Consider the following 21171-nt stretch of genomic DNA (forward strand, 5'->3'; position numbering starts at 1 on the left):
ATATTTGTTTGAAAATAAGTCTCTGTCTTAATAATTAGTAGTAGAGAAAAAGCGAGAGCGCGTCTTTTGGTTACAGCTCAAATCAAGCTTTTGTCTGAATATGTTTGGAATTAAAAATACATAAGCTAATAGAAAAGGCGCGAGCATAGTTATCGCGCTGAAATCTGAAGGAACCAAGAGTTAATAGCACTCTGCACTCTCTACTAATAATTGCAATACAGACGTTTTCAAACTTGAGGATCTGGCGATTCCGAATCAAGAGGGAGTTTCATGTCTAGAATTACTCGGAGGCAGCTGTTAGTTTTCTTCGGTGCGGGTGTTGGTGCTGCTGCTTTCTCACCCGTGCTAGAGAATAAACTGTTTGGTGCTGGTTCTAACGCTGCCCAAGCAGCTGAGGCTTTATCGTTCACCCCTGTACGATTGCCCCATCCGTTACCCATTTATCAACAACTGCCTAGTTACCTACCAGCAGGCAGTGAAAAAGGAGAAATTTTACAACCATCGGCAGATGCGAGATTGACAAAATATACTGTGTACGATGATGTCATCGTACCGCCAGAATACGAACGTTACGTTATTGTTGGCTGGGGCGATCGCGTCTTCCCCAACCCAGACGATTATTTTGGTTATAACTGCGATTACACTGGCTTCGTCCCAATTAACGGAACCAAAGTTAGGGGAAAAGAGAACGACATTGGTAATGGCATCCACTACGACGGCATTGCTGTTAAAGACGGCTATTTGTGGGTGAATCACGAATACGTTTCCTATCCCATTTCCCTGCTCGCGCCTGAAACCCCAGAAGACTTGGCAGGGTTTTCCGAATCTTTCCCTTATTTAGGAATCAATATCAGCGAGAAAAACCGCACCCTGCTAGGTGAGTTTCTCTACAACATGGGTGGCTCGATTGTCAGAATTCGTCAAGATAATGACGGACGTTACAGCGTTGTCAAAGACCCGAAAAACCGTCGCATCCATACCTTGTCAGGCTTGGGAATCAATAGCGATCGCACTGATGCTTACAAAGAAGTCACATCCTGGGGTGAAAAAAGCTACCAGAAAGGCGATCTCAACTACCTCATCGGTACGGGTACGGCTGCTAAGGACGTGTTTGAAGCCGTCAACACCGATGGATTGGGGAGCAAAATCATCGGTACGGGACACAACTGTTCTGGTGGTACGACTCCTTGGGGAACGATCGTGTCCGCAGAGGAGAACTTCCAAGCTAGTGAAGCGTTCTTCGTCGGAGTTACAGAAGCAGTTCTACCTAACGGTACGCAGACAGAATACACCGAAGGCACGACTGGAGCTGAATTCGGGATGGTAGGGGAAAAATACGGCTGGATGGTCGAAATCGATCCCGCCGATCCCAAATGGCGATCGCGCAAACATACTGCTCTCGGTCGCTTCCGTCATGAGAATATCACTATGGTGGCGGAGTCTGGCAAAAAACTCGTTGCCTATATGGGTGACGATCGCCGTGGCGGACACACCTATAAATTTGTCAGTGCAGGGAAGGTCAAATCCCCTGAAGACAAGAAAAATAGCGAACTATTCGAGACGGGTACGCTCTACACTGCTCGTTACAATCCTGACGGTACGGGTGAATGGCTACCGTTAGAGATTGGTGCGAGTACCAATCCCATTTCCCCTTCCACGCTTGGCTCGGTGGAAATTCAAGCCTTGGGTAAAGCAACGCGCAACGCACTACTACCATTACCGCGACGCAACGGCATTGCGGCACAAACAAAAGACGGTGGTAAGTACAACATCACCACTGAGAATGAAGCTACGGCTTTAAAGGACTACCAAGGTAAGAAACTCTCAGATTTCTATACCAGTCAAGGCGCGGTGTTAGTTGATGCCTTTTTAGCTGCTAACTTGATTGGTGGTACTCCTACCGCTCGTCCTGAAGATTTAGAAATCAATCCTCGCAATTCAAGGGAAGTCTTCATCGCTTATACCGATGGTGCGCCAGGTAGCGATGGTTATCCAGATTCTCGGATATTTGTTGTCTCTAAGTACAGCAAAGATGTCAACGCCGGACAGCCTTCAGGAGAACTGTTTAAGATTACTGAAAACAGTTCCGATAATACAGGTCTAACTTTCCGTTGGGAACGCTTAGCCAAAGGTGGGGAAGCAGGAGCCGAGCCAGGAGACGGTTTTGCTAACGTGGATAACCTTGCTTTCGACAGCCAAAATAACGTTTGGGGTGTCACGGATATGTCCACTGGCGCTCATAACGGTTTTGGTGAAGGAGCAGCAGCAAAACCACTCAACATCGACCATACAGTAGTTGGAGCTGTGGTAGAAGGTGCGTCCTCCGATCTCAACATTCAAACATCCGATTTAATTGGAGTTTTCGGTAATAACTGGCTATTTTACATTCCTCTAGATGGTGAGAATGCAGGGCAGATCGTACCCTTTGCCTACGGTCCACCGCGCTGCGAAATGACAGGACCTACCTTTGTCAGCGATACCTTAATTATCTGCGTGCAGCACCCTGGGGAGAACGTTCCTTTCAATCCACCTCAAAGTCTCAATCGCGACATTGAAATGCTGAATTTAGATGGAACTCTGTTTACGCAAAACAGAACTGTCCCACGCGGTAGTAATTGGCCCAGCAATTTAGCTGGAGATCTTTATGGACCACCCCGTCCTTCCGTAATCGGCATTCGCCGTAAAGGTGGTAAAGGCGATCGCTTTGTTTAACAGTTATCAGTTATTAGTTATCAGTTATCAGTGACCAGTTAATTTCAACTTACGACTTACGACTTGTAACCAGTGACTGGCTATTAGTAGGGTGGGTAATACTGACCCTACTTTTTTGTTGCTAAATTATAAAAAATTTCTTCATTTATTCACTCAGATAAGTTTCCTTAAGTTATCTTGCAAATGACTTCATGATAATCCTACATGGGAGTATTTAGCATTAGGACGATCGCGCTTATCTGGGTTATGCGATCGCCTTAGTATTAGCTCCCAACTTTCTCATTTGTCGGATCGCAATCGGGAAAAAGCGGTTGAAGATAGCGAATTAAAATGTGTTTGGTTTCAGTCACGATCTGCTGTCGTAACCGTTCTGTTTGGGCAAGGGATAATAGCTGTAACGCTCCAGTAATTTCTACGCTGACTAAAGCCGCTAGCTGGCGTTGTTCTGGTTCCATCTGCGGTTGTCGCAAGGCAAAAAAAGCTTCTAAATGTGCCACAATTTCGCGATCGGCACGTTGATTCACCGCCTGTAACTCAGGAGAAACTCGCGATCGCAACATAATTGCTTGCGCCCCTGGTACGGTCGTGAAAAAATCATCAAACGCTTCGACTGTATCGCTGACCACCTGAGCCAGAGGTCGATCTACTGTTGAGGAATTGAACTTAGTGACAAATAAATCCCGCATTTGCTCGGCATATCTCTCTGCCAAGGCGTATAAAACCGCAGATTTATCTGGAAAAAAGCGATAAAGCGAGCCAATAGAAGTATTTGCCCGTTGTGCGATCGCCTCCGTAGAAGCTGCTTCATAGCCAACTTCGGCAAACACTGCGGCGGCGGCTTGCAGAATTTGCTCAAATCTTTTTCTGCTACGGGATTGTTGCGGTAAATGCCTGGAAGTCATGGATCGATAATCGTACGGTCGGGTTTATCTGTCTCTCTTGACAAACGTGAGGATTTCTCAGATTATGCAAATATGAGGATTCCTCACGTTTAGAAGGGCGATCGCTAATTATGGCATTCAGTACACCCCACACCCTAAGCTTATGCTGAGAGAAATCGATCGAAATATCTGGGTTGGCGAACGGCAACTTAAGTTTTTAGGTCTAGAAGTGGGAACGAGAATGACAGTAATTCGCCTTGACAATGGCGAACTTATAATTATTTCTCCCATTGATGTTGATGAAACAACTATTCAGCAAATTAACGCACTGGGTCACGTCACCACAATTATCGCGCCAAATTGCTATCATCATCTTTTTCTCAACAACTTCAAGTCGATTTATCCTAATGCCGAGATTTGGATTGCTCCAGGTTTAGACTTGAAAAGACCAGATATAAAGAGCGATCGCATCCTTAGCGAATGTGGTAAAATCGGCGATTTGAATGAAGTTGAATATCTTTTATTTGCGGGATTTCAAACTATAGGTATCGGCAATTCGGGAATATTAAATGAAATTGTATTTTGGCATCGAGAAAGCCAAACTTTGGTATTGACAGATACAGCATTTCATGTCGATGCTAGTTTTCCTTGGCAAACACAATTAGTTTTCAGAATTATAGGAGGCGATCGCCAGTTGGAACCAACATTATTAGAAAAACTTGCTTCTCGCGATAAAGAACGGGTAAAACAGTCAATTCAAAAAGTTCTGTGCTGGGATTTTGATCGAGTCATTATGGCTCATGGCAGTATTATCGAACGTGACGGTAAGCGCCAATTACAAGCAGGATATGAGAAGTTTTTATCTATAACAAATCTACAGATATAGCGCTCTTAGATAATCGTGAAATCGATTGCCCGTGTAGAGACGTTACATGTAACGTCTCTACACGGGAAACGTTTACAAATCAATTTGGATTGCTATAGCTCGTTCGTAGTTCGGTAGTCTAAATTAGAACTCTTAATTAGAATTCAAAAGTAGTACGAATTGTCCCAACATATAAAGTATCGTTATTGTTATCGTGTTCGGGATTGATAATGACTAAGAAACCTGGAGTCATTGAAATTTGTTCGCTGAATTTAAAGCGGTAGAATGCTTCAAAATGCCAAGCTGTATTGCGGTCTTGAAAATCTGTGCTGAGATCGCTGTTAGTAACCTTTGGTGGTTGACCGATAACAATTCCACCTAAGCTACCTTCTTTCCCTAAGTCAGGAAAGGCAAGGGTGATAGCATAGTTAAAAATTTCTGCGGTTGGATTACCTGGTAAATCTGCGGCTGTCGCATTTGTCAAACCCATCCATCCACCGATCGCAAATTTAGGATTAATCTGCCAAGTTGTAGCAACACCATAAGAATTTGCTCGGATAGCATCGCTGTTTTCATCAAAAGGATCGTTGGCTAGTTCGCTTCCCGTACCTGTATCTAGCTGGTTGTAAGAATGTATGTAAGTTAAACCTAACTCAAATCGATCGCTATACTCAAAATACAATTGCGCGATCGCGCCGTAAGCACTACCACCAATTCCAGATTCCGGTTCGTTAGCATCTTCAGCGACATAACCCAGTTGCAGAGAAATCTTCTCAGTCAAATCGTATTCAACACCTACTCCCGTACCCGAACCTTGTCTGTATATCGGATTGCGTCTGCCAAAGCGAGATACTGCCCCCCGACTGCTACTATCGAGGAAAGAATTGACTGTATCGGCAAAGTCATCTATTCCGCTACCGAAGACCCCAGCATAAACTGTAGTTTGTTCGCCAACCGGAAAGCGGTACTCGATGCGAGTTAACTCAAACTGATTCTCGCTATCCCCTTCAAATCCCAACCGCGCCATTGTTGTCCCAGTCGCATCTTCAACTCCGGGGAAGTTATTCGCTTGTATGCGCACCCTCAGACGATCTTCCCCCATGAAACTAGTATTAAAAGTCAGTCGCACGCGATCGCTCAAAACCAAATTGCTATCTACTTTTTCACTACTACCATCGGCTTTTTCGTCACCAAAAGCACTGCTGACGGCAAATATAACTTGACCTGAAAGAGTTGTAGTTGTAGAAAATTGTTGTGCTTCAAGCTGTTGAGTTTGACTTTCTAATCCTTCTACTCGTCTTGTTTGTAGATTAGCTAATTCAGCAGCAAATTCTGTTTGCAATCTTTGCAATTTGGCAATATCTGCTTGACTCACTCGTTCAGCATCACCTATATTAACTAGTCTTGCAATTTCAGTTAAAACAGCATCTAAAGTAGAGGCAAATTCATAACGTGTGAAGCTGCGATCGCCATCAAAATCAATTGTCACATTATAGCGTTGGCTAAGAAATTTTAATGTTTGCCACTGCCAATCGCGAGCGCTAATATTGTCGAGTTGGGAAACAGGCGTTATCCGCTCGAGACTGTTAGCTTCGTAAGGTGCGCTCTCCTTAAAACTAGAAGATAAGTTATTTGCTCGCTCTAAATCTGTGTTTTCTTGCTTCAATTCGCTGGCAAATACGCTATTTGTTAGTGCCAGCGTTGCACCAAATACAAATATGCTTGTACGAATATTATTGCTAATAATCTGTAACACAATCCCTGCGACTAGAAACACTCAATAGAATATACATGAATTTTCTTCACAGGTGCAAGACTACTCTATAAAAGTAACAAACTTGTGAATTTAAGATGAGAAAAATCTCATTTTTACTTCTCTTGAGAAAGGTTGCGTACAGTCGTTAAATATTGTCCCAAAAAAGGTAAACCACCAATTGCAGGTAGCAAGTAGCGAGATGTGCAAAGTAAACCTAAAGCAGCTGCCGTAGAAGCATTAAAATATGGTTGGTAGAATGCAATTAATGCAGCATCACGAGTGCCAACACCAGCAAACGTCAGTGGTAATAATCCTGCTAAAATCGCTAATGGAGAGAGAGCGAGATTAGCTAAAAATGGTGTCCAGGCTTTGAGAGCCAGAATGAAAAACCAAATTTGTAATAGGTGTAAAAACCAAATAAAAATAGAAGTTAAGGCTATTTTTAACAAATTGGCGCGATCGCGCCAAAAGTAATTGTGCATTTCCTCCCAAGAAAACTGCATTTTTTGAATTTTAACTTTCAGTTTTTTGGTTGCGATCGCTTTACTGAAAACAAAAAATATTTGGGCAAATTTACGAGAACTGAGTAAGAGTAAGCCAAGGGTTAATCCCAAACCCACACTTACTGTCATTAGCCAAAATAACCAATTTTTATAAGGATAAAGAATTAAACCCAAAACACACCATAATAATAATGATAGTAAATCGCAAGTTTTCTCAAAAACAACTAAAGATAAAGACAAAGAACCAGTCAAATGCCCTTGCTGCCGCATAAAATAAGCTTTAGCAATATCGCCCATCTTTGAAGGTAAGACCATATTCAGCACGCTAGCAGCTAAAATTAATTTATTTGCTTCTCCAAAGCTTAATTGAGCTTGTTTAGGAGCTAGTTGCTGCAATCGCCATGCTGTAATAGTTGTTATGGGTACAACCATACATAGACTGACTATCATCCAGTAAATGTTTGAGTTTTGAAATATTTCGATGAGATTAGTAAAATCGATTTTCCAATAAATAATTACTAAAATTATTAAGCTAACTACAATAGAAATTATTCGTTTCATATCTAGAACTAAAAAATATTCAATTTCTTCAAAACTTACGCAGTCGATCCCCCAACCCCCTTAAAAAGGGGGCTTTGAGTTCCCCCTTTTTAGAAGGAGGGAACTAGGGGAAATCGAAATCTCAGATTTCAAGTGCGTAACTCCTGTTCTTGTAGAGACGATATATCAAAAATAAATTTTAAAAATACCGTTCTAATTTTAGCGATTCACCTGGGGCGAGTTGTTTGACTTCTTCAGTTAAATTCCATTCAGGTTGCAACTGACCAATTTGAAAAGTTCGACTCATAACAACATAAATTGAAGTGCGATCGCAGCCAATATCAGCAGCTATAACATTTTCCCAATTCTGAGCTTTTAGTTCGTCAATTATCTGTAATTTACCATTTTCCCAAAACAGTTGACGTTGAAACCAAAATGGTGCGTCTTTCTTGCCAACGATCAACACTTTTTGTAACAGCTTCCGAATCAAATTAGGAAAAAATCGTCCAAAGCCCAGCATGACTATTCGTAATAATATCAAGTTGGTAGGTGTCATTTGTTTTTGTTTTGCCCATCCCAACTGTCCTTGAATTGTAATTTTGTTTTGTTCTAGAGCGATCGCATAATTTCCTACTAAATGTCCAACCGCATTCTTAATTTTTTTACCTTCCTTAACCAAAAGTGAAAACTGCGTATCTGAAGCTATCAACTGGTTGTTACGAAATAGTTTAAACGTACCTCCCTTATTCAGTGCTAAGTAGAGTTCATACGTTGGAGAGTTGGTAGGGGCGCACGGCTGTGCGCCCGTACTAGGGAGTCGATCTATTAAAATTCTTGCTTCGGGCAGCCAAATTCTACCTGTGGGACGAGATTGAGATAAAGGACGCTGAGGCACAAAATCACGCCAAGCCAACAAGTAATTCCAAGTATGATGTCCGATAATATGGTCGTCACTGTAACAAGGTGCTAAACCGTTCGCTAATCCAACCAAAAAAGCATCATTAATTCTTAAAGCATCGGGAAACCATCGTCCAACTAATTCAAAACCATGAGGGAAGTAATTGTATGTATTACGACTAGTATATTCTCCCCCGTATGAACCATCAGGATGGACAAACTGAGCAGCTAATTCAACCGCTTTGATTAATGCCTCTTTGATGCGAATATCGGGTTTAAGTTGATAAATTCGCGCTAAACAAGAAATAGTTAAAGTATGATAACCAGGATCGCAACCTTCATATTCTTGAAACCAGCCTTCGCTACTTTGCCAAGCTAAAACTCGTTCTAAACGCTGAACTTTTGCTCGATCCCACTGAGAGGTTTGTAATAAGTTTGAAAGTAATTCAAAACACAAAACAATCAAGGCTTGGTGATTGGTGAGTCTACCACTTTCATGATGTTTTGCTAACCAATTAGCACGTTTAGTAAAAAATTGCAGAGCAATAGGATTATTGAGTTTTAATAGGGTGTAGCTATCAATACAGGCAAGGAGAGAAAAAGCCGCTGCACCAGCAGCTCGTTCGTAGGGAAAATAATCGTCACAGGAACCATCTTTATGAGCGCTACGAGCAGCATATAAAATTCCTGCTTCTACCCACTGAGGAATGATATTTTGCCGATAAAAAGGGTTATTTGGTAAATCTGTATCGTATGCTAAAGCGAGAGGTAAGACAAATTCTTGCGCCATCCCGCTCGGAAAATCAATAATTTTGTAATGCCAAAAATTGCGATCGCAGCATCCATAAGTAGGGCTGTGAACATTACGATCCATTAGGGTTAGAATTTTAGGAATTTGAGCGATCGCTTCTTTAGCAAACAGGTTTTTATTTGACACGGATAATTGGTGATTGGTTGTTAGTTGTTAGTTGTTAGTTTGGTGTTAGTCACTGATAACTGGTCACTGGTCACTGGTCACTGCTCGTGCGCTCCCGCCTCCCTTCAATATCCGCCCTTCGCTGTCGCAATTGAATTTCTTCTAATACTTTGCGATTGACTGCTAAGAGATCGGCAACTAAGCCAAAAAGCCACAATTGTACGCCAATAATAATTAAAATTGCTGCTAAAATTAAACTGGGAATCCGAGTACGAGTCGTGCCATCCAGAAAAAATATCAGCCATCGAATTCCCAGGAATGTACCCAAACTAAAAGGAATGCTGCCTAAAATTGTAAAGAATTTTAGGGGCTGATATGTCATGAAAATGCGTAAAATTGTAAATAGCGATCGCTGGATGTAAGTTGGAATATTCTTAACTAAACGTGAAGGTCTAAGATATTTGTTCGTTCTAATTGGAACGGCAGTAATCGGAATACCTTTTTGTCCAGCTTGAATAATTGTTTCTAGCGTATAAGTATATTCGTTAAATACATTTAATTGCATTGCTGCTTCTCGACTAATTGCCCGAAAACCACTCGGTGCGTCGGGAATGTTCGTGTTGCTAGCAAGGCGTACTACCCAACTTCCTAATTTTTGTAAAGTTTTTTTAGCTGGGGAAAAGTGTTTAATTTTATAAATTGGTCGCGTGCCAATGACAATTTCTGCTCTACCTAATAAAATGGGGGCAATTAATTTAGGAATATCATCAGCACAATATTGATTATCTGCATCAGTATTAACAATAATATCTGCTCCTGCGATTAGACAGGCTTCTATTCCTGCCATAAAAGCTTTTGCGAGTCCTTGGTTGTGGTTCAACCTTACTATGCGATCGACCCCAAAATCTTTAGCAACTGCAAGGGTTTTATCCGTGCTACCATCATCAATAACTAACCATTCTACACAGCTAATTCCAGATATTTCACGCGGCAAAGCTGAGAGAGTAATTCCTAAAGTTTCTGCTTCGTTATAACAAGGAATTTGAATAATTAGCTTGGTCATATGGGACTATATATAAAATTCATAAGCTTTTTAGTTATTTGTCATTTGTGAGCCGCTAGCGGCTAGAGTTTTTTCTAGCGACCAGACACTAATCACTAGGCACTTTTTTTTAAGGCATTGAACTAGAACGTAACAATTATCCCTTCGCGATCGCCTGTATATTCATATGTTCTAATTTTACCTTCAGTTAGTTGTGGCTGAATGACTTCTTTAATAATGGTAAAAGTACAGCTATTATTACCAACATCAATTTGCAACTTATTGCTGAGAAACTGATACTTTATATCGTTCATATAGTTGGCACAAATTATTTTTACCTGCTTATTACTGTTGACTAAATCTTGAATGCCTTCAATTTTCTTTTTGTATTCTTCTGGTGGTTCTGGTGGTTCGGCAGGTCTGCTAGGATTTCTAGGAGTGCGTTGTGGAAGTTCAAAAGAAGGATTGTTGTCTGAGTTAGGAGAGGTAGATTGCGCTGCCACAATTGTAGGCAATGCCAGAAAAGCGATCGCGGCGATCGAGCTAAGAATTAAACGCATAATTAAATTTACAGTTTATGAGAGTAACAGGTAAGTCGTAGGTCGGAATTGACTGATAACTGATAACTATGTACAGACGTTACATGTAACGTCTCTACACTGACAACTGTTCACTGCTGACTAACGAAACGGTATCCCATACCTCGGACGGTTTCAATCAGGTGAGAACTGATTTTTTTGCGTAAATAGCCAACATAAACATCAACAATATTAGAACCAGGATCGTAGTCATAACCCCAAACAGCACTGAGGAGTTGCTCGCGGCTGAGGACTTGATTGGGATGCCGCAGAAATGTTTCGCTCAACGTAAATTCTTTTGCAGAAAGTTCAATCGAGCGATCGCCAATTCTAACTTGTCGCAGCCGCAAATCTAGGACAAGATTACCTGCTTTGAGTTCCGCAATCTCCTTCGTAACGCTCTGAGTTTTGTCGCGTAACCGCAAACGCACCCGCGCCAGCAATTCTTCAAACCGAAATGGCTTGGTCATATAGTCATCAGCGCCTCCCTCTAGTCCCGCTACTTTATCATTCACATCGTCGCGAGCAGTGAGAATGACGATCGGTAAATATTCTCCTTGACCGCGCAATGTTGATAATATCGTCCAACCGTCTTGTCGCGGTAGCCCTATATCGAGAATCATGAGGTCAAAATCTTTGCTATTGGCTACAAGTAAAGCTTCATCGCCATCCCGAACTACTGAGACTGTGTAGCCATTGGCTTTTAGTCCTTTTTCAATAAAAGCACTAATCCGGGGTTCATCTTCGACGATTAAAATTCTACTCATGAGATGATATCTCTGATGTGGGTTCGATAGGAAGTACGATGGTAAAAGTAGAGCCGCGATGAGGACGACTACTTAGTTCAATTTTGCCACCGTGAGCTTGAGCGATCGCCCGCACGATTGCCAAGCCTAAGCCAGCACCTTCAGAACGTCTTTGACTTTTGGTAGTGCGAGCAAAGCGTTCAAAAATTCTTTGTTGGTCTGCCAGAGAAATACCTTCGCCCGTATCGCGCACCCATAACCGTACCCAATTGTGTCTCTGCATACAGCCTAAAGCAATCGTATCTCCCGTTGTCGTGTGTTGGGTGGCATTCTGAGCCAAGTTTATCATTGCTTGAGTGAGGCGCTGACGGTCGGCAATAATTGTCCCTGGGCTATGGCGATCGATCTGCCAGTGGCGATCCGTTGATAGGGCGATCGCTTTAGAGTAAATTTCTGCTACCAAGGTAGTCAGATCTAATCTTTCCAGCTTTAAAAAGTTTGGTTGCTCCGCCTTAGCGAGGAGTAACAGATCGTCAACAAAACGACTCATGCGATCTAATTCGTCTGTCACCAAGGCTACAGTTTCCTCTCGTTCTTGGGGATCGTCGCCCATGAGTTCTAAGTGACCGCGGATGATAGTAATTGGCGTTCGCAGTTCGTGACTGGCATCGTTAATGAAGTTGCGTTGGCTGCTAAAAGCAGCTTGGAGGCGATCGAGCATTTCATTAAAAGTCGTTGCGAGTTCGGCAACTTCATCCGACCCTTTGACAGGAATGCGGCGAGTCAGGTCAGATTCGCGAATCGAGCGTGCAGTTTCCGTGAGTAAATGTAGAGGAGTCAGTGTTCTACCTGCCACTAACCAAGCAAGGATAGCTGCCCCAATAATGACAAAAATTTTGACATGAATCATAACTGCCATTGCTTCATCCACTTCTTGGCGTTCTCCTGCTGTCAGTTGAGCTACCACAAAGACACCGTGAGTTTCATCTCTAATAATGGGGGCGGCGCGATAAAGGATCGTGCCTGCGGTCGTCTCTCTGGCTCCCTGCTCTGGCTGGGTCAATTTAGCAAAATATTGAATTAGCTCTGAATTCTTTTGTAGGGGTTCTGGTAGCGCTCTAGGGCTAGAGCGGTCGATTTCACCCTCGACAATGGCAATCAAAAACTCGTCATCATTGGGAATGTTGCGGTTGAGAAAAACTCTAAACAAAGCTTTGATGTCATTTTGAAAAGATTTTCCCGTGTTGGGGTCTTTGCCATTAGCTAAAACTCGAAACTCCTTGACTTCCTGCATCAAAGAGTTTTCACGCTTTGCATCCAAGCGTGAGAGTAAGACTTGCCGAACAATCAACGTGGAAAGAAACGCACTAAAAGTTAATAGCAAGACGTACCAAATTAAAATGCTGGTACGCAAGCTATAAAAGATCCGCCGCCATTGTTGAGTTTTGTCGAAACGATTTGGTGGTGACACTTCTGTTGCTGACTTTTCAAAGCTGTTGTCAAATTTGCTTCACCGATCGCTCACTCATCATGCCTATAGCTTTTGATGCAACCATTTCCAATCGAGTTCCATAACCCTTTTGTATTACTTGCGCCGGAGTAGATTCTAAAACCCATACGCAGTAAGAGTTTTTCATTTTGACAGCTTGAAAAGGACAAAAGAGCAAAACCCTTGTGTGGCAAGAAGATTTTTAGATTTTACTTGCTTTAACGTAACAAAAGAGGGATAAGCTCAGTCTTAAGGATGCGCCATTTGTAGTGTGTTGTCTGTTTTAATTTATGTAAAGAGTGTAAAACGATCCTTATTATTCTTTGCAATTAGTGATGGTTCCGGTAGCAAGGCAATTTTTCTCTCAAGAGATCGATCGCTCTGACGAGCAGATCGATCTAGCCAAAGCAGCTCTCTACATTGCTCAGGAGGAATATCCAGACCTCGATCCAGCAGAATATCTCAACGCTCTAGATACGATGGCAGAAGAATTACTAGAGCGGCTACCTATTCAGAGATATCCCTTACGTGTCATTCACACTATTAATCAATACTTATATGAAGACTTAGGATTTAAAGGAAATGTTAATGAATATCACGATCCGCGTAATAGCTTCTTAAACGATGCGATCGAGCGACGGACGGGAATCCCGATTACACTATCGCTCATCTACCTAGAGTTAGCTAAGCGAGTTGACTTTCCGATGGTTGGAGTGGGAATGCCGGGGCATTTCCTGATTCGTCCTGACATACCGGAAATGGAAATTTTTGTCGATGCCTTCAATCGCGGTGAAGTACTATTTCCCCAGGACTGTCAAGCAAAATTGAGCCAAATTTACGGACAGCCTGTAGCATTACGAGCGGAATTTTTGCGATCGGTGACTCATCGGCAATTCTTAGCACGGATGCTGACAAATTTGAAGTATATTTATTTACAACAGCAGGATTTAGAAAAAGCACTGGGAACAGTGGAAAAGATTTTGCTCTTGTTTCCAGATATCCCAGGTGAAACACGCGATCGCGGTTTAATTAACTACCAGTTGGGACATTGGTTTTCAGCCATTTCTGACTTTGAATCCTATCTTGCCCAAGCCCCCCATGCAGAAGATGCTCCAGTAATTCGCAAGTTGTTGAGTCAACTGGGAAGAGGATAGGACAGTTATCAGTGACCAGTGACCAGTGACCAGTGACCAGTGACCAGTGAAGAAAGGGTGTGGGGAATTTTGAATTGTCTTGCTCCCTTGTCTCCCTTGCCTCCCTTGTCTCCCTTGCCTCCCTTGTCTCCCTTGTCTCCCTTGTCTCCCTTGTCTTCCTTGTCTTCCTTGTCTCCCTCTTCACCACTCATTTCACTTCCTCTGCAACCTGCTTGAGGCGCTGGAGTTGAGTTTTCATGTCTGCTTGCGTCCAGGGGGCGGCGAAGGTGTGGAAACCCCAGCTAACGATGGGATTGGGAATCTCAAATTCAAAGCGGTTAAGCAGGCGCGTTCCTTGGGGTAAAGGCTGACACTCCCAGCGATCGCTACCCCGAAAAAAACCCTCAAACCCCCAGACAATTAACCCGGGAGCGCGATCGAGCGTGACGCATTCTAAAGTTGGTTTGACTAAGGGAACTTGAATAAGAAAACGGCTGCGGCTACCTATTTCCGTACTCCACTCGCCTACAGGTTCGCAACGCAGAGCTGGGTTCAACCACCGATGCATTAGATGCAAGTCGGTAATGCAACGCTCAACAGCCGTTGCACTAGCAGCAATCTCAATTGATTGTTCAAATATTTGTGTCATTTGTTCAGTTATCAGTTATCAGTTGTCAGGGTATGGGTAATGGGTAATGGGTAGTTGGTAGTTGGGTGGTGCGTGGTGCGCTCAGGCTTGGCTTGCGACTGCGAAAGAGCGACTTGCGAAAGAGCGACTTGCGAAAGAGCGACTTGCGAATTACTCTCTGCTCCCTTGTCTCCCATTTATCAGAAAATTTAATCATAATCTTTACGAGCAAACTGATTTGATTTCGCATCTATCACAATGATGAAAATCTGAAAACTCACTAATCTGGGGATTCTTCTGGCATAACTACTCACTAAGGTAGATGTGGAATGAGAAACTGAGGAATCACTCTGTATAAGAACTCTATATTTCTCCTCACTAGCTAATTTGCTGACAAAGTACAAAAATACAAGGGAGTTGTAGCAGAATTCCCAGTTCTGCTACCAAAAAGAGCGATGACTGGTACTCTCTCCTCATGAAATTTACAGTTAACTCGGAAAATTATGAATGCAATTTGGCACGGGATAACCCACTCGACTAACTGGGATAGACCGCTGCAAGCGTCTTGGCAACATTTGGCGCAAGCAGCACCACCAGTGCAGCAGGGACAACAGGCTGTTGAGCGAAGTGTGGATTACGTACAAAATATTTGGGGTAGCTTGTTAGCGTTTATTCCTAACTTGCTGGGAGCAGTCTTGATTCTGGCGCTTGGTTTGATCGTGGCTGCGATCGCTAAAGCCATTACTAAAGGCATCCTCAATCGCACGGATATTGACAACCGTATTGCAGCAAGCATTACTGGTCGTTCGGATAGCCGCGACTTACCCAGAGTTGAAGAACTGATTGCCAACCTAGTCTATTGGATTGTGATTCTCTTCACCGTAGTAGCGGTGCTAAACGCACTCCAACTAGAGGTCGTATCTCGTCCTTTGGGTGGCTTTCTCAATACTGTACTGAGCTTCATTCCTCGAATACTAGGAGCGCTGATCTTTCTGGGTGTAGCTTGGGCGATTGCGACGATCGTGAAGTTGATTACAGTCCGAGGACTACGCGCTGCTAGACTGGACGAGCGTTTAGACCAGCGACCGCAAGGAGTAACCCGATCGCCAAACCAAGTATCGCTCAGCGATACGATTGGTAATGCCTTGTACTGGTTTATATTTTTGCTGTTTTTAATTCCTATCCTCGATACTCTTGGTTTGCAGCAAGCATTACAACCAATAGAGGGTTTGGTGAGCGAGATTCTCTCAGCGTTGCCAAATATTTTGGTAGCAGTCATTATTGCTGCTGCTGGTTGGTTGTTGGCTACTGTAGTGCGTCGGATCGTCACCAATTTGCTGATCTCAACTGGAATTGACCAAGCAGGATCGCGCTTTGGACTGCGAACCACGGCAGGAGGGCAATCTTTATCGGGCATTATTGGCACGATTGTCTACGTCCTCATTTTGATTCCAGTAGCGATCGCGGCACTACAACAACTGCGCATTGATGCGATCTCGACTCCAGCGATCGCCATGTTGCAACAGATCCTCAATGCTTTACCACTAATTTTTACAGCAGCATTAATTCTCATCCTGGCTTACTTCCTGGGACGATTCGTCGGAGATCTGGTGACGAATATTCTCACAAGTATTGGCTTCAACAATATCTTCTCCGTATTGGGACTACCTACTCTCAGACGCAGAAGCGCCGCGCCAAGCCCCACCTATGAGGAACCAGGAGCAATTCCACCACCACCATCGACGGGGCAGCCAACAGTCATTCAAAGGGAACCAACACCTACAATCTCCGCTCGTACACCAGCTGAAATTGTTGGCATTATCGTATTTGTGGGAATTATGCTGTTCGCTACGGTGACGGCAGTTAATATTTTGGGTATTCCCGCATTAACTACCCTTGTAAGCGGTATTATCGTCATTTTTGGGCGAATTTTAGCAGGATTGGTAGTATTCGCCATTGGATTATTTCTGGCAAACTTGGCTTACAACATCATCACCAGTTCGGGCGATCGCCAAGCCCAGATTTTAGGACAGATAGCCCGCATAGCAATTATTGCCCTCGTCTCAGCAATGGCGCTGCAACAGATTGGGATTGCCCAAGATATCGTAAATTTAGCATTCGGATTGCTATTTGGCGCGATCGCTGTTGCTTCTGCGATCGCCTTCGGTTTGGGTGGTCGGGAAATAGCCGGACAACAAGTACGGGAAATTCTCGAATCCTTCAAGCAGCAGCGTAATTTACCTCCACGGACGTGAGATAGTGGGGAGTCGGGAGTCGGAGTAGTCACTGGTCACTGGTCACTGGTCACTGGTCACTGGTCACTGGTCGCTGGTCACTGTTCCCTCACCCCTAGTTTCGCTACCAACTCATCTTTAATTCGATTCAGAATCGAAGTTTGGTCAAGGGAGGACAAAATGCGCGTAATGACGGCTTTTGGTCCTTCTGGTCCCCAAGTTGCGCCGTTGGCAAGGTATGCTTTTGTCACTTGTCCGATGCTGTAAGCAGAAACACCCGCCACACCTGCTTGGGTAATAGCAACAGAAAGGTAGGGAGCCAGGGTAATGCCCCCGGTAGCGGGGGTAGCTATACCAAGTAGGCTTTTCAGGGAACTTAAACCCAAATTTGCTAGCAATTGGCTGGCACTAATTCCGCCCAAACTCAGGGCGATTTTTTGTAGCAATTGCAAGGCTCCTGTCTGTGACATCGGAATGTCATATAACTTAGCTAGAGACAGGATGAGGATCGCATCGATCGCAGCTCCACTGAGCAGATCGACCATCATTATTGGGTTGAGGGCGATCGCTACGGCTTTAGTCATGGTTGCCCGCCAAATTAGGCGATCGGCACTGCTGGCACGAATTTCGAGTTTACGCTTGACAATTTGCTCGTTCACGTTGTCGGCATAAAGCATTGTATTGAGAGCAACTAAAGCTTTGCCTTCCCGATGTAAAATTTCGAGAATTTTTAACTTCAATTCCTCAACTTGCGGCTGTCCCTGGCTGAGTTGTACGCTTCTGGTTCCATCAGGACGCACGATCGCTTTTTTGGTCAAAGGAGAAGCCGCCGCCATGACAATTTCATCGGGAGAGAGTAATTCTTTGACTCGTTCGTCGCGAATTTTTTGATAGATCGCTATCCGGTCGGCTTGGGGATATTGGTCGATTTTATTAAATACCAACAGGATTGGCTTGCCAACGTCTCGCAGTTGGGAAAGAGCCTTGTGTTCTACTTGCGTCATATCTCCGGCGATCGCAAATAAAATCAGATCGGCACGATCGGCAATTTGCGCGGCGAGAGCAGCGCGAGTTTCTCCATCAACCTCATCTAAGCCGGGAGTATCAATCAGTTCTACTTGAGAATCACCGCTACTAGGCAAGGTAAATTTAACGTAGCGATCGCTCGCACCAATCGTTTCTTCTGTAACTTCCCACTGTACTTTTTGAGTGCTGCGAGTCACGCCATGCAGTGGACCCGTTTCAAAGACTTGCTGCCCTAACAAAGCATTAAGTAGAGATGATTTTCCCCTACCTACCATACCGAAGACAGCAATTTGCACCACCCTCTGCTCTAGATTTTCCAGCATCGTCTCTAACTGGGCGATCTCCGTTTCTAATCCCTCTCGTTCTTGTGGTTTGAGGTCGAGACGAGTGACTAAGTTATGAAGAGTATCTTTTGCCTGTTTGTAGTTAATTTCTGCCTGAATATCATCAAAGTCCCAAATTGCCTTATCTAATTCATCGGCTAATTCCGTCTCTTCTAAAGGCTCGTGCATAGATGGAAATAATCTCAGTTATCAGTGACTAGTGACTAGTGACTAGTGAAGACGAAAACTAGGAATCTAGCCGCCAGCCACCAGCCACTAACCACTCAAGACTCACTTTCTTTCGTTAGAAAGATCGCTTTCGCCTCTTCGATCCTATAAGTTGGTTTTGGTATTGTGGGAAGTAAGTCATTCGGAAAGCATTTCATAACGGTAGTATCATTGTGAGTCGTAAACGATTACCAGAAACTGTTGCCCACGTTCGGATTACACGACAATCTTGGCAGCACGGTTTGCTAGAGGGAGAAGTGTGCGCTGGTAATTTTGAGTGGCAATTCCAGTGGCGATTTCACCGAGGCGAGTTATCTGTTAAACCTTCGCAAGGACGGGCATTGATCCAAGAACCTCTTGGTCGCTTTTTAGAGCAACGGGATTATCAGCTAGAACCAGGCGGAGATTACGCATTTAAAATTCGGGCAGAAATTTAACGATTGGTAATTGGTAGTTGGTAGTTGGTAGTTGTTGGTTAGTAGTTTTTAGTTGCTGTCCCTGAAGCTCCCATTACCCATTACCAGCATCTAAATATCTTTCAATGAGCAATATTGCTACGATATCGTCGATCGCCCGTGGGGGTTGACGCATTCCCTGCGGGATGAGGCGAGAAAGACCAGTTGGAGGATACATCTGCCAGTAGCGATCGCGTGCTTCTAAAGTCGTGTTGCGCTCGTCTACCATGACTATTGTTAGCGGTTCTAGTTGTGCTTGACTAATTTTTTGCTGCCACTGTTTGGATGTGGTTCGATCGCCCATAACCAATAGGGAGATGGGATATTGTTGGCGTAACGCTTGAATAGTGGCGATCGCTTCTGTAGCTGGTACAACTTGATGGTAGGACAAATTACCATCCAGTCCCATCACTGCCACACCGCATTTATCTCGACCAGGATCGAAGCCTAATATCACAGTTGAGTCCATCCCCATGCCTACTCCCCACTCTCTGCTTCCTGGTTCTCTGCTCCCTGCTCCCTGCTCCCTGCTCCCTGCTCCCCACTCTCTGCTCCCTGCTCCTCTGCTCCTCTGCTCCCTGCTCCCTGCTCCCCGCTCCCTGCCCCCTGCTCAGTCGGCTGCGGTAAACTTTGTTGAGTACTAAATATCACCTGTCCGTTTTGGGTTGCTAGTAGCTCCACAGCTATAGGTCCAGCAGTGTAAATATTCTGAGCGGCGATCGCTTTCAATTCTAGCGGGCGATCGTAGCTCTGGAGTTGCTCGAAAAAGCGAATTAGGGTTTGGATACGATTGTCGGCAATCAGAAGATTCTCATCCAACACTCCGGCACGTTGAGCGCTAAATTTAGCAGCTTCTAACAACAAATCTATCCGCTGTCTCACTTCTCTAGTTGTCATTACTGCTGGGTTCGCTTCGATCCTAGATAAGACTTCTCCAGGTTTAAAGACTTGTTGATTCAACGCCACATCAGCAAAAACTTGCACGGAACTTTCCCCTACTACATAATTATTTGCAGCAAGAATGCGGACAAGATAATCTTGCCCATCGTCAATTTGCTTGATGAGCTGTTCGACTTGTTTTTCCGAAATTTTGACAACCCTTTGGGAAATTTTTTCTACTCCAGGTTGAGTTTGATTCATCGCATTACGGTTAGCTTCGCGCAGAATTTCTTCGATAGCTTGACGAGCGGCTGAAGGACGAACGATGCGCACTACCCGCGCCGCTAGTACTTGACCCCTGACTAATGCCAGATTCCCTTGGCGCAGCAGTTGTAAGTTCCTTGCTAAAGCAATTGCTTCTTTTTCCAAATCTTTCAGCAAAGCTTCTCTTTGGGCAATACTTAGGTCTCGCCGCTGAATTTCTCGATCTAATTTGGCAATTTCGCGGTCTTGCTGGTTAATTCTTGTTTTGAGTTGGTTTCGTTGGGCAACTAATGCTTGCAGTTCTTTCTGGTTCTGTTGAATTTCTTGGCGCAGCTTGCGTGCTTGCCCAGTCACCGTATTCAGCTGTGCTTGAGCTTGCTGATATTGCGAGGAGATTTGCTTGAGTTGACTGCGAGTCCGGTTGAGTTGAGCTTGGGTTTGTACTTGTCTATTTAAGGCTGCCCGTAATGATTGATTAATTTCTTTCAACCGCTTTTGGGCTGCTGCTTGCTGTTTTTGGGCTTCTATCTGCTGGGCTTTCTGTTCTGCCCTAGCTTGAGCCAGTTCCTGCTCGACTTGAGTTTTGGCTTTGGTAGTTGTTTCTAATTGCTGGCGAGTTTCGGTTAAATCTTGTCGCCTTAATTCCAGCAATCGTTGTACCCTACCAATCTCAAAGATTCCATCTCGCAACCTCTTGTCAAAAGCTAGCAAAACCCCCAAAGTGGAAAAAGAAATCACCATCCCAGTCAAGATGGTAATCAAAGTAGCTGTGTTGCGGGGACGCAGTTTAAACAAACTCAGCCGCGCTTTGCCTACTTTCGTGCCGATGCGATCGCCCACCGTCGCGATTACACCCCCCAAAATAATAATTGCTGCAATCCAGATGAATCCGGTGGACATTTCTTGTTGCGATTTACGTCATCCAGATACAGCCTATCCTAATAATGAAGGAGTAGGGAGTCAGTTATCAGTGACCAGTGACCAGTAACCAGTGACCAGTTAGTTATTTTATCTCCTCTGCCCACCTGCACACCTGCTTCCTTGTCCCCCTTGTCCCCCTTGTCCCCCTTGTCTCC

The 21171-nt window shown here is 44.1% G+C and carries 18 protein-coding genes; 5 read left to right on the forward strand and 13 right to left on the reverse strand.

Translation table 11 applies throughout. The features are described 5' to 3' along the window. The first annotated feature begins 270 nt into the window (after positions 1-270). Complete coding sequence (locus C7Y66_RS06590) at positions 271-2712, forward strand: PhoX family phosphatase (protein ID WP_106544953.1); 2442 nt, start codon at positions 271-273, stop codon at positions 2710-2712. Between the two features lie 263 nt (positions 2713-2975). Here the strand turns inward: C7Y66_RS06590 and C7Y66_RS06595 are convergent, their stop codons facing one another. Then, positions 2976-3614: a TetR/AcrR family transcriptional regulator gene (locus C7Y66_RS06595; RefSeq protein ID WP_015152668.1), complete on the reverse strand. Its 639-nt coding sequence runs from the start codon at positions 3612-3614 to the stop codon at positions 2976-2978. A 142-nt stretch (positions 3615-3756) separates the two neighbouring features. Here C7Y66_RS06595 and C7Y66_RS06600 point away from each other — a divergent pair, with 142 nt between their 5' ends. Beyond that, positions 3757-4479, forward strand: a complete 723-nt coding sequence (locus tag C7Y66_RS06600) for a DUF4336 domain-containing protein (protein ID WP_106544954.1) — start codon at positions 3757-3759, stop codon at positions 4477-4479. Positions 4480-4615: 136 nt separating this feature from the next. Here the strand turns inward: C7Y66_RS06600 and C7Y66_RS06605 are convergent, their stop codons facing one another. The 7 genes from C7Y66_RS06605 to C7Y66_RS06635 form a co-directional block, all read right to left on the reverse strand. Further along, positions 4616-6214, reverse strand: a complete 1599-nt coding sequence (locus C7Y66_RS06605; protein ID WP_233222556.1) for an iron uptake porin — start codon at positions 6212-6214, stop codon at positions 4616-4618. A gap of 113 nt (positions 6215-6327) precedes the next feature. Beyond that, positions 6328-7278, reverse strand: coding sequence for a lysylphosphatidylglycerol synthase transmembrane domain-containing protein (locus C7Y66_RS06610; protein WP_106544956.1), 951 nt, complete (start codon positions 7276-7278; stop codon positions 6328-6330). A 178-nt stretch (positions 7279-7456) separates the two neighbouring features. Further along, complete coding sequence (locus C7Y66_RS06615) at positions 7457-9028, reverse strand: hypothetical protein (protein WP_106544966.1); 1572 nt, start codon at positions 9026-9028, stop codon at positions 7457-7459. Between the two features lie 133 nt (positions 9029-9161). Further along, a complete protein-coding gene (locus C7Y66_RS06620) occupies positions 9162-10133 on the reverse strand; it encodes a glycosyltransferase family 2 protein (protein ID WP_106544957.1) in 972 nt (323 codons plus the stop codon). A 122-nt stretch (positions 10134-10255) separates the two neighbouring features. Then, on the reverse strand, positions 10256-10672 hold the full coding sequence (locus tag C7Y66_RS06625; protein ID WP_106544958.1) for a hypothetical protein: 417 nt from the start codon (positions 10670-10672) through the stop codon (positions 10256-10258). Between the two features lie 110 nt (positions 10673-10782). Further along, the gene (locus tag C7Y66_RS06630) at positions 10783-11457 is read right to left on the reverse strand and encodes a response regulator transcription factor (protein ID WP_106544959.1); all 675 of its coding nucleotides are present in this window, start codon (positions 11455-11457) and stop codon (positions 10783-10785) included. Further along, the gene (locus C7Y66_RS06635; protein WP_106544960.1) at positions 11450-12907 is read right to left on the reverse strand and encodes an ATP-binding protein; all 1458 of its coding nucleotides are present in this window, start codon (positions 12905-12907) and stop codon (positions 11450-11452) included. Before C7Y66_RS06635 ends, C7Y66_RS06630 begins: the two co-directional genes overlap by 8 nt. A gap of 353 nt (positions 12908-13260) precedes the next feature. Here C7Y66_RS06635 and C7Y66_RS06640 point away from each other — a divergent pair, with 353 nt between their 5' ends. Continuing rightward, positions 13261-14079: a SirB1 family protein gene (locus tag C7Y66_RS06640; protein WP_199197272.1), complete on the forward strand. Its 819-nt coding sequence runs from the start codon at positions 13261-13263 to the stop codon at positions 14077-14079. Positions 14080-14087: 8 nt separating this feature from the next. Here the strand turns inward: C7Y66_RS06640 and C7Y66_RS06645 are convergent, their stop codons facing one another. Continuing rightward, positions 14088-14270, reverse strand: a complete 183-nt coding sequence (locus C7Y66_RS06645; RefSeq protein WP_106544961.1) for a hypothetical protein — start codon at positions 14268-14270, stop codon at positions 14088-14090. Continuing rightward, positions 14267-14707: an SRPBCC family protein gene (locus C7Y66_RS06650; protein ID WP_015152657.1), complete on the reverse strand. Its 441-nt coding sequence runs from the start codon at positions 14705-14707 to the stop codon at positions 14267-14269. The genes C7Y66_RS06645 and C7Y66_RS06650 overlap by 4 nt, the downstream gene beginning before the upstream one ends. Before the next feature lie 482 nt (positions 14708-15189). On the opposite strand from C7Y66_RS06650, the gene C7Y66_RS06655 reads away from it, so the two are divergent. Continuing rightward, positions 15190-16941, forward strand: a complete 1752-nt coding sequence (locus tag C7Y66_RS06655) for a mechanosensitive ion channel (RefSeq protein WP_106544962.1) — start codon at positions 15190-15192, stop codon at positions 16939-16941. Positions 16942-17018: 77 nt separating this feature from the next. Here the strand turns inward: C7Y66_RS06655 and C7Y66_RS06660 are convergent, their stop codons facing one another. Next, the gene (locus tag C7Y66_RS06660) at positions 17019-18458 is read right to left on the reverse strand and encodes a GTP-binding protein (RefSeq protein WP_106544963.1); all 1440 of its coding nucleotides are present in this window, start codon (positions 18456-18458) and stop codon (positions 17019-17021) included. 212 nt (positions 18459-18670) lie between these two features. On the opposite strand from C7Y66_RS06660, the gene C7Y66_RS06665 reads away from it, so the two are divergent. After that, positions 18671-18934: a DUF3146 family protein gene (locus C7Y66_RS06665; protein WP_015152654.1), complete on the forward strand. Its 264-nt coding sequence runs from the start codon at positions 18671-18673 to the stop codon at positions 18932-18934. 73 nt (positions 18935-19007) lie between these two features. On the opposite strand, the gene C7Y66_RS06670 is transcribed toward C7Y66_RS06665, so the two are convergent. Together C7Y66_RS06670 and C7Y66_RS06675 are read right to left on the reverse strand one after the other, a co-directional pair. Continuing rightward, entirely contained in the window at positions 19008-19427 is a 420-nt protein-coding gene (locus C7Y66_RS06670) for a pre-16S rRNA-processing nuclease YqgF (RefSeq protein WP_015152653.1), read from the reverse strand. 2 nt (positions 19428-19429) lie between these two features. Then, positions 19430-20995, reverse strand: a complete 1566-nt coding sequence (locus C7Y66_RS06675; protein ID WP_106544964.1) for a DUF3084 domain-containing protein — start codon at positions 20993-20995, stop codon at positions 19430-19432. Positions 20996-21171: the final 176 nt, after the last annotated feature.

The organism is Chroococcidiopsis sp. CCALA 051 (assembly GCF_003015105.1).
Classification (GTDB): Bacteria; Cyanobacteriota; Cyanobacteriia; order Cyanobacteriales; family Chroococcidiopsidaceae; genus Chroococcidiopsis; species Chroococcidiopsis thermalis.

Bases quoted from the DNA above. Each gene is read 5' to 3' on its own strand.
- C7Y66_RS06675 (WP_106544964.1), bottom strand. From the start codon at position 20,995: ATGTCCACCGGATTCATCTGGATTGCAGCAATTATTATTTTGGGGGGT.
- C7Y66_RS06590 (WP_106544953.1), top strand. From the start codon at position 271: ATGTCTAGAATTACTCGGAGGCAGCTGTTAGTTTTCTTCGGTGCGGGT.
- C7Y66_RS06620 (WP_106544957.1), bottom strand. From the start codon at position 10,133: ATGACCAAGCTAATTATTCAAATTCCTTGTTATAACGAAGCAGAAACT.
- C7Y66_RS06640 (WP_199197272.1), top strand. From the start codon at position 13,261: ATGGTTCCGGTAGCAAGGCAATTTTTCTCTCAAGAGATCGATCGCTCT.
- C7Y66_RS06600 (WP_106544954.1), top strand. From the start codon at position 3,757: ATGCTGAGAGAAATCGATCGAAATATCTGGGTTGGCGAACGGCAACTT.
- C7Y66_RS06625 (WP_106544958.1), bottom strand. From the start codon at position 10,672: ATGCGTTTAATTCTTAGCTCGATCGCCGCGATCGCTTTTCTGGCATTG.
- C7Y66_RS06615 (WP_106544966.1), bottom strand. From the start codon at position 9,028: ATGGATCGTAATGTTCACAGCCCTACTTATGGATGCTGCGATCGCAAT.
- C7Y66_RS06655 (WP_106544962.1), top strand. From the start codon at position 15,190: ATGAATGCAATTTGGCACGGGATAACCCACTCGACTAACTGGGATAGA.
- C7Y66_RS06630 (WP_106544959.1), bottom strand. From the start codon at position 11,457: ATGAGTAGAATTTTAATCGTCGAAGATGAACCCCGGATTAGTGCTTTT.
- C7Y66_RS06650 (WP_015152657.1), bottom strand. From the start codon at position 14,707: ATGACACAAATATTTGAACAATCAATTGAGATTGCTGCTAGTGCAACG.
- C7Y66_RS06645 (WP_106544961.1), bottom strand. From the start codon at position 14,270: ATGAGTGGTGAAGAGGGAGACAAGGAAGACAAGGAAGACAAGGGAGAC.
- C7Y66_RS06595 (WP_015152668.1), bottom strand. From the start codon at position 3,614: ATGACTTCCAGGCATTTACCGCAACAATCCCGTAGCAGAAAAAGATTT.
- C7Y66_RS06660 (WP_106544963.1), bottom strand. From the start codon at position 18,458: ATGCACGAGCCTTTAGAAGAGACGGAATTAGCCGATGAATTAGATAAG.
- C7Y66_RS06670 (WP_015152653.1), bottom strand. From the start codon at position 19,427: ATGGGGATGGACTCAACTGTGATATTAGGCTTCGATCCTGGTCGAGAT.
- C7Y66_RS06610 (WP_106544956.1), bottom strand. From the start codon at position 7,278: ATGAAACGAATAATTTCTATTGTAGTTAGCTTAATAATTTTAGTAATT.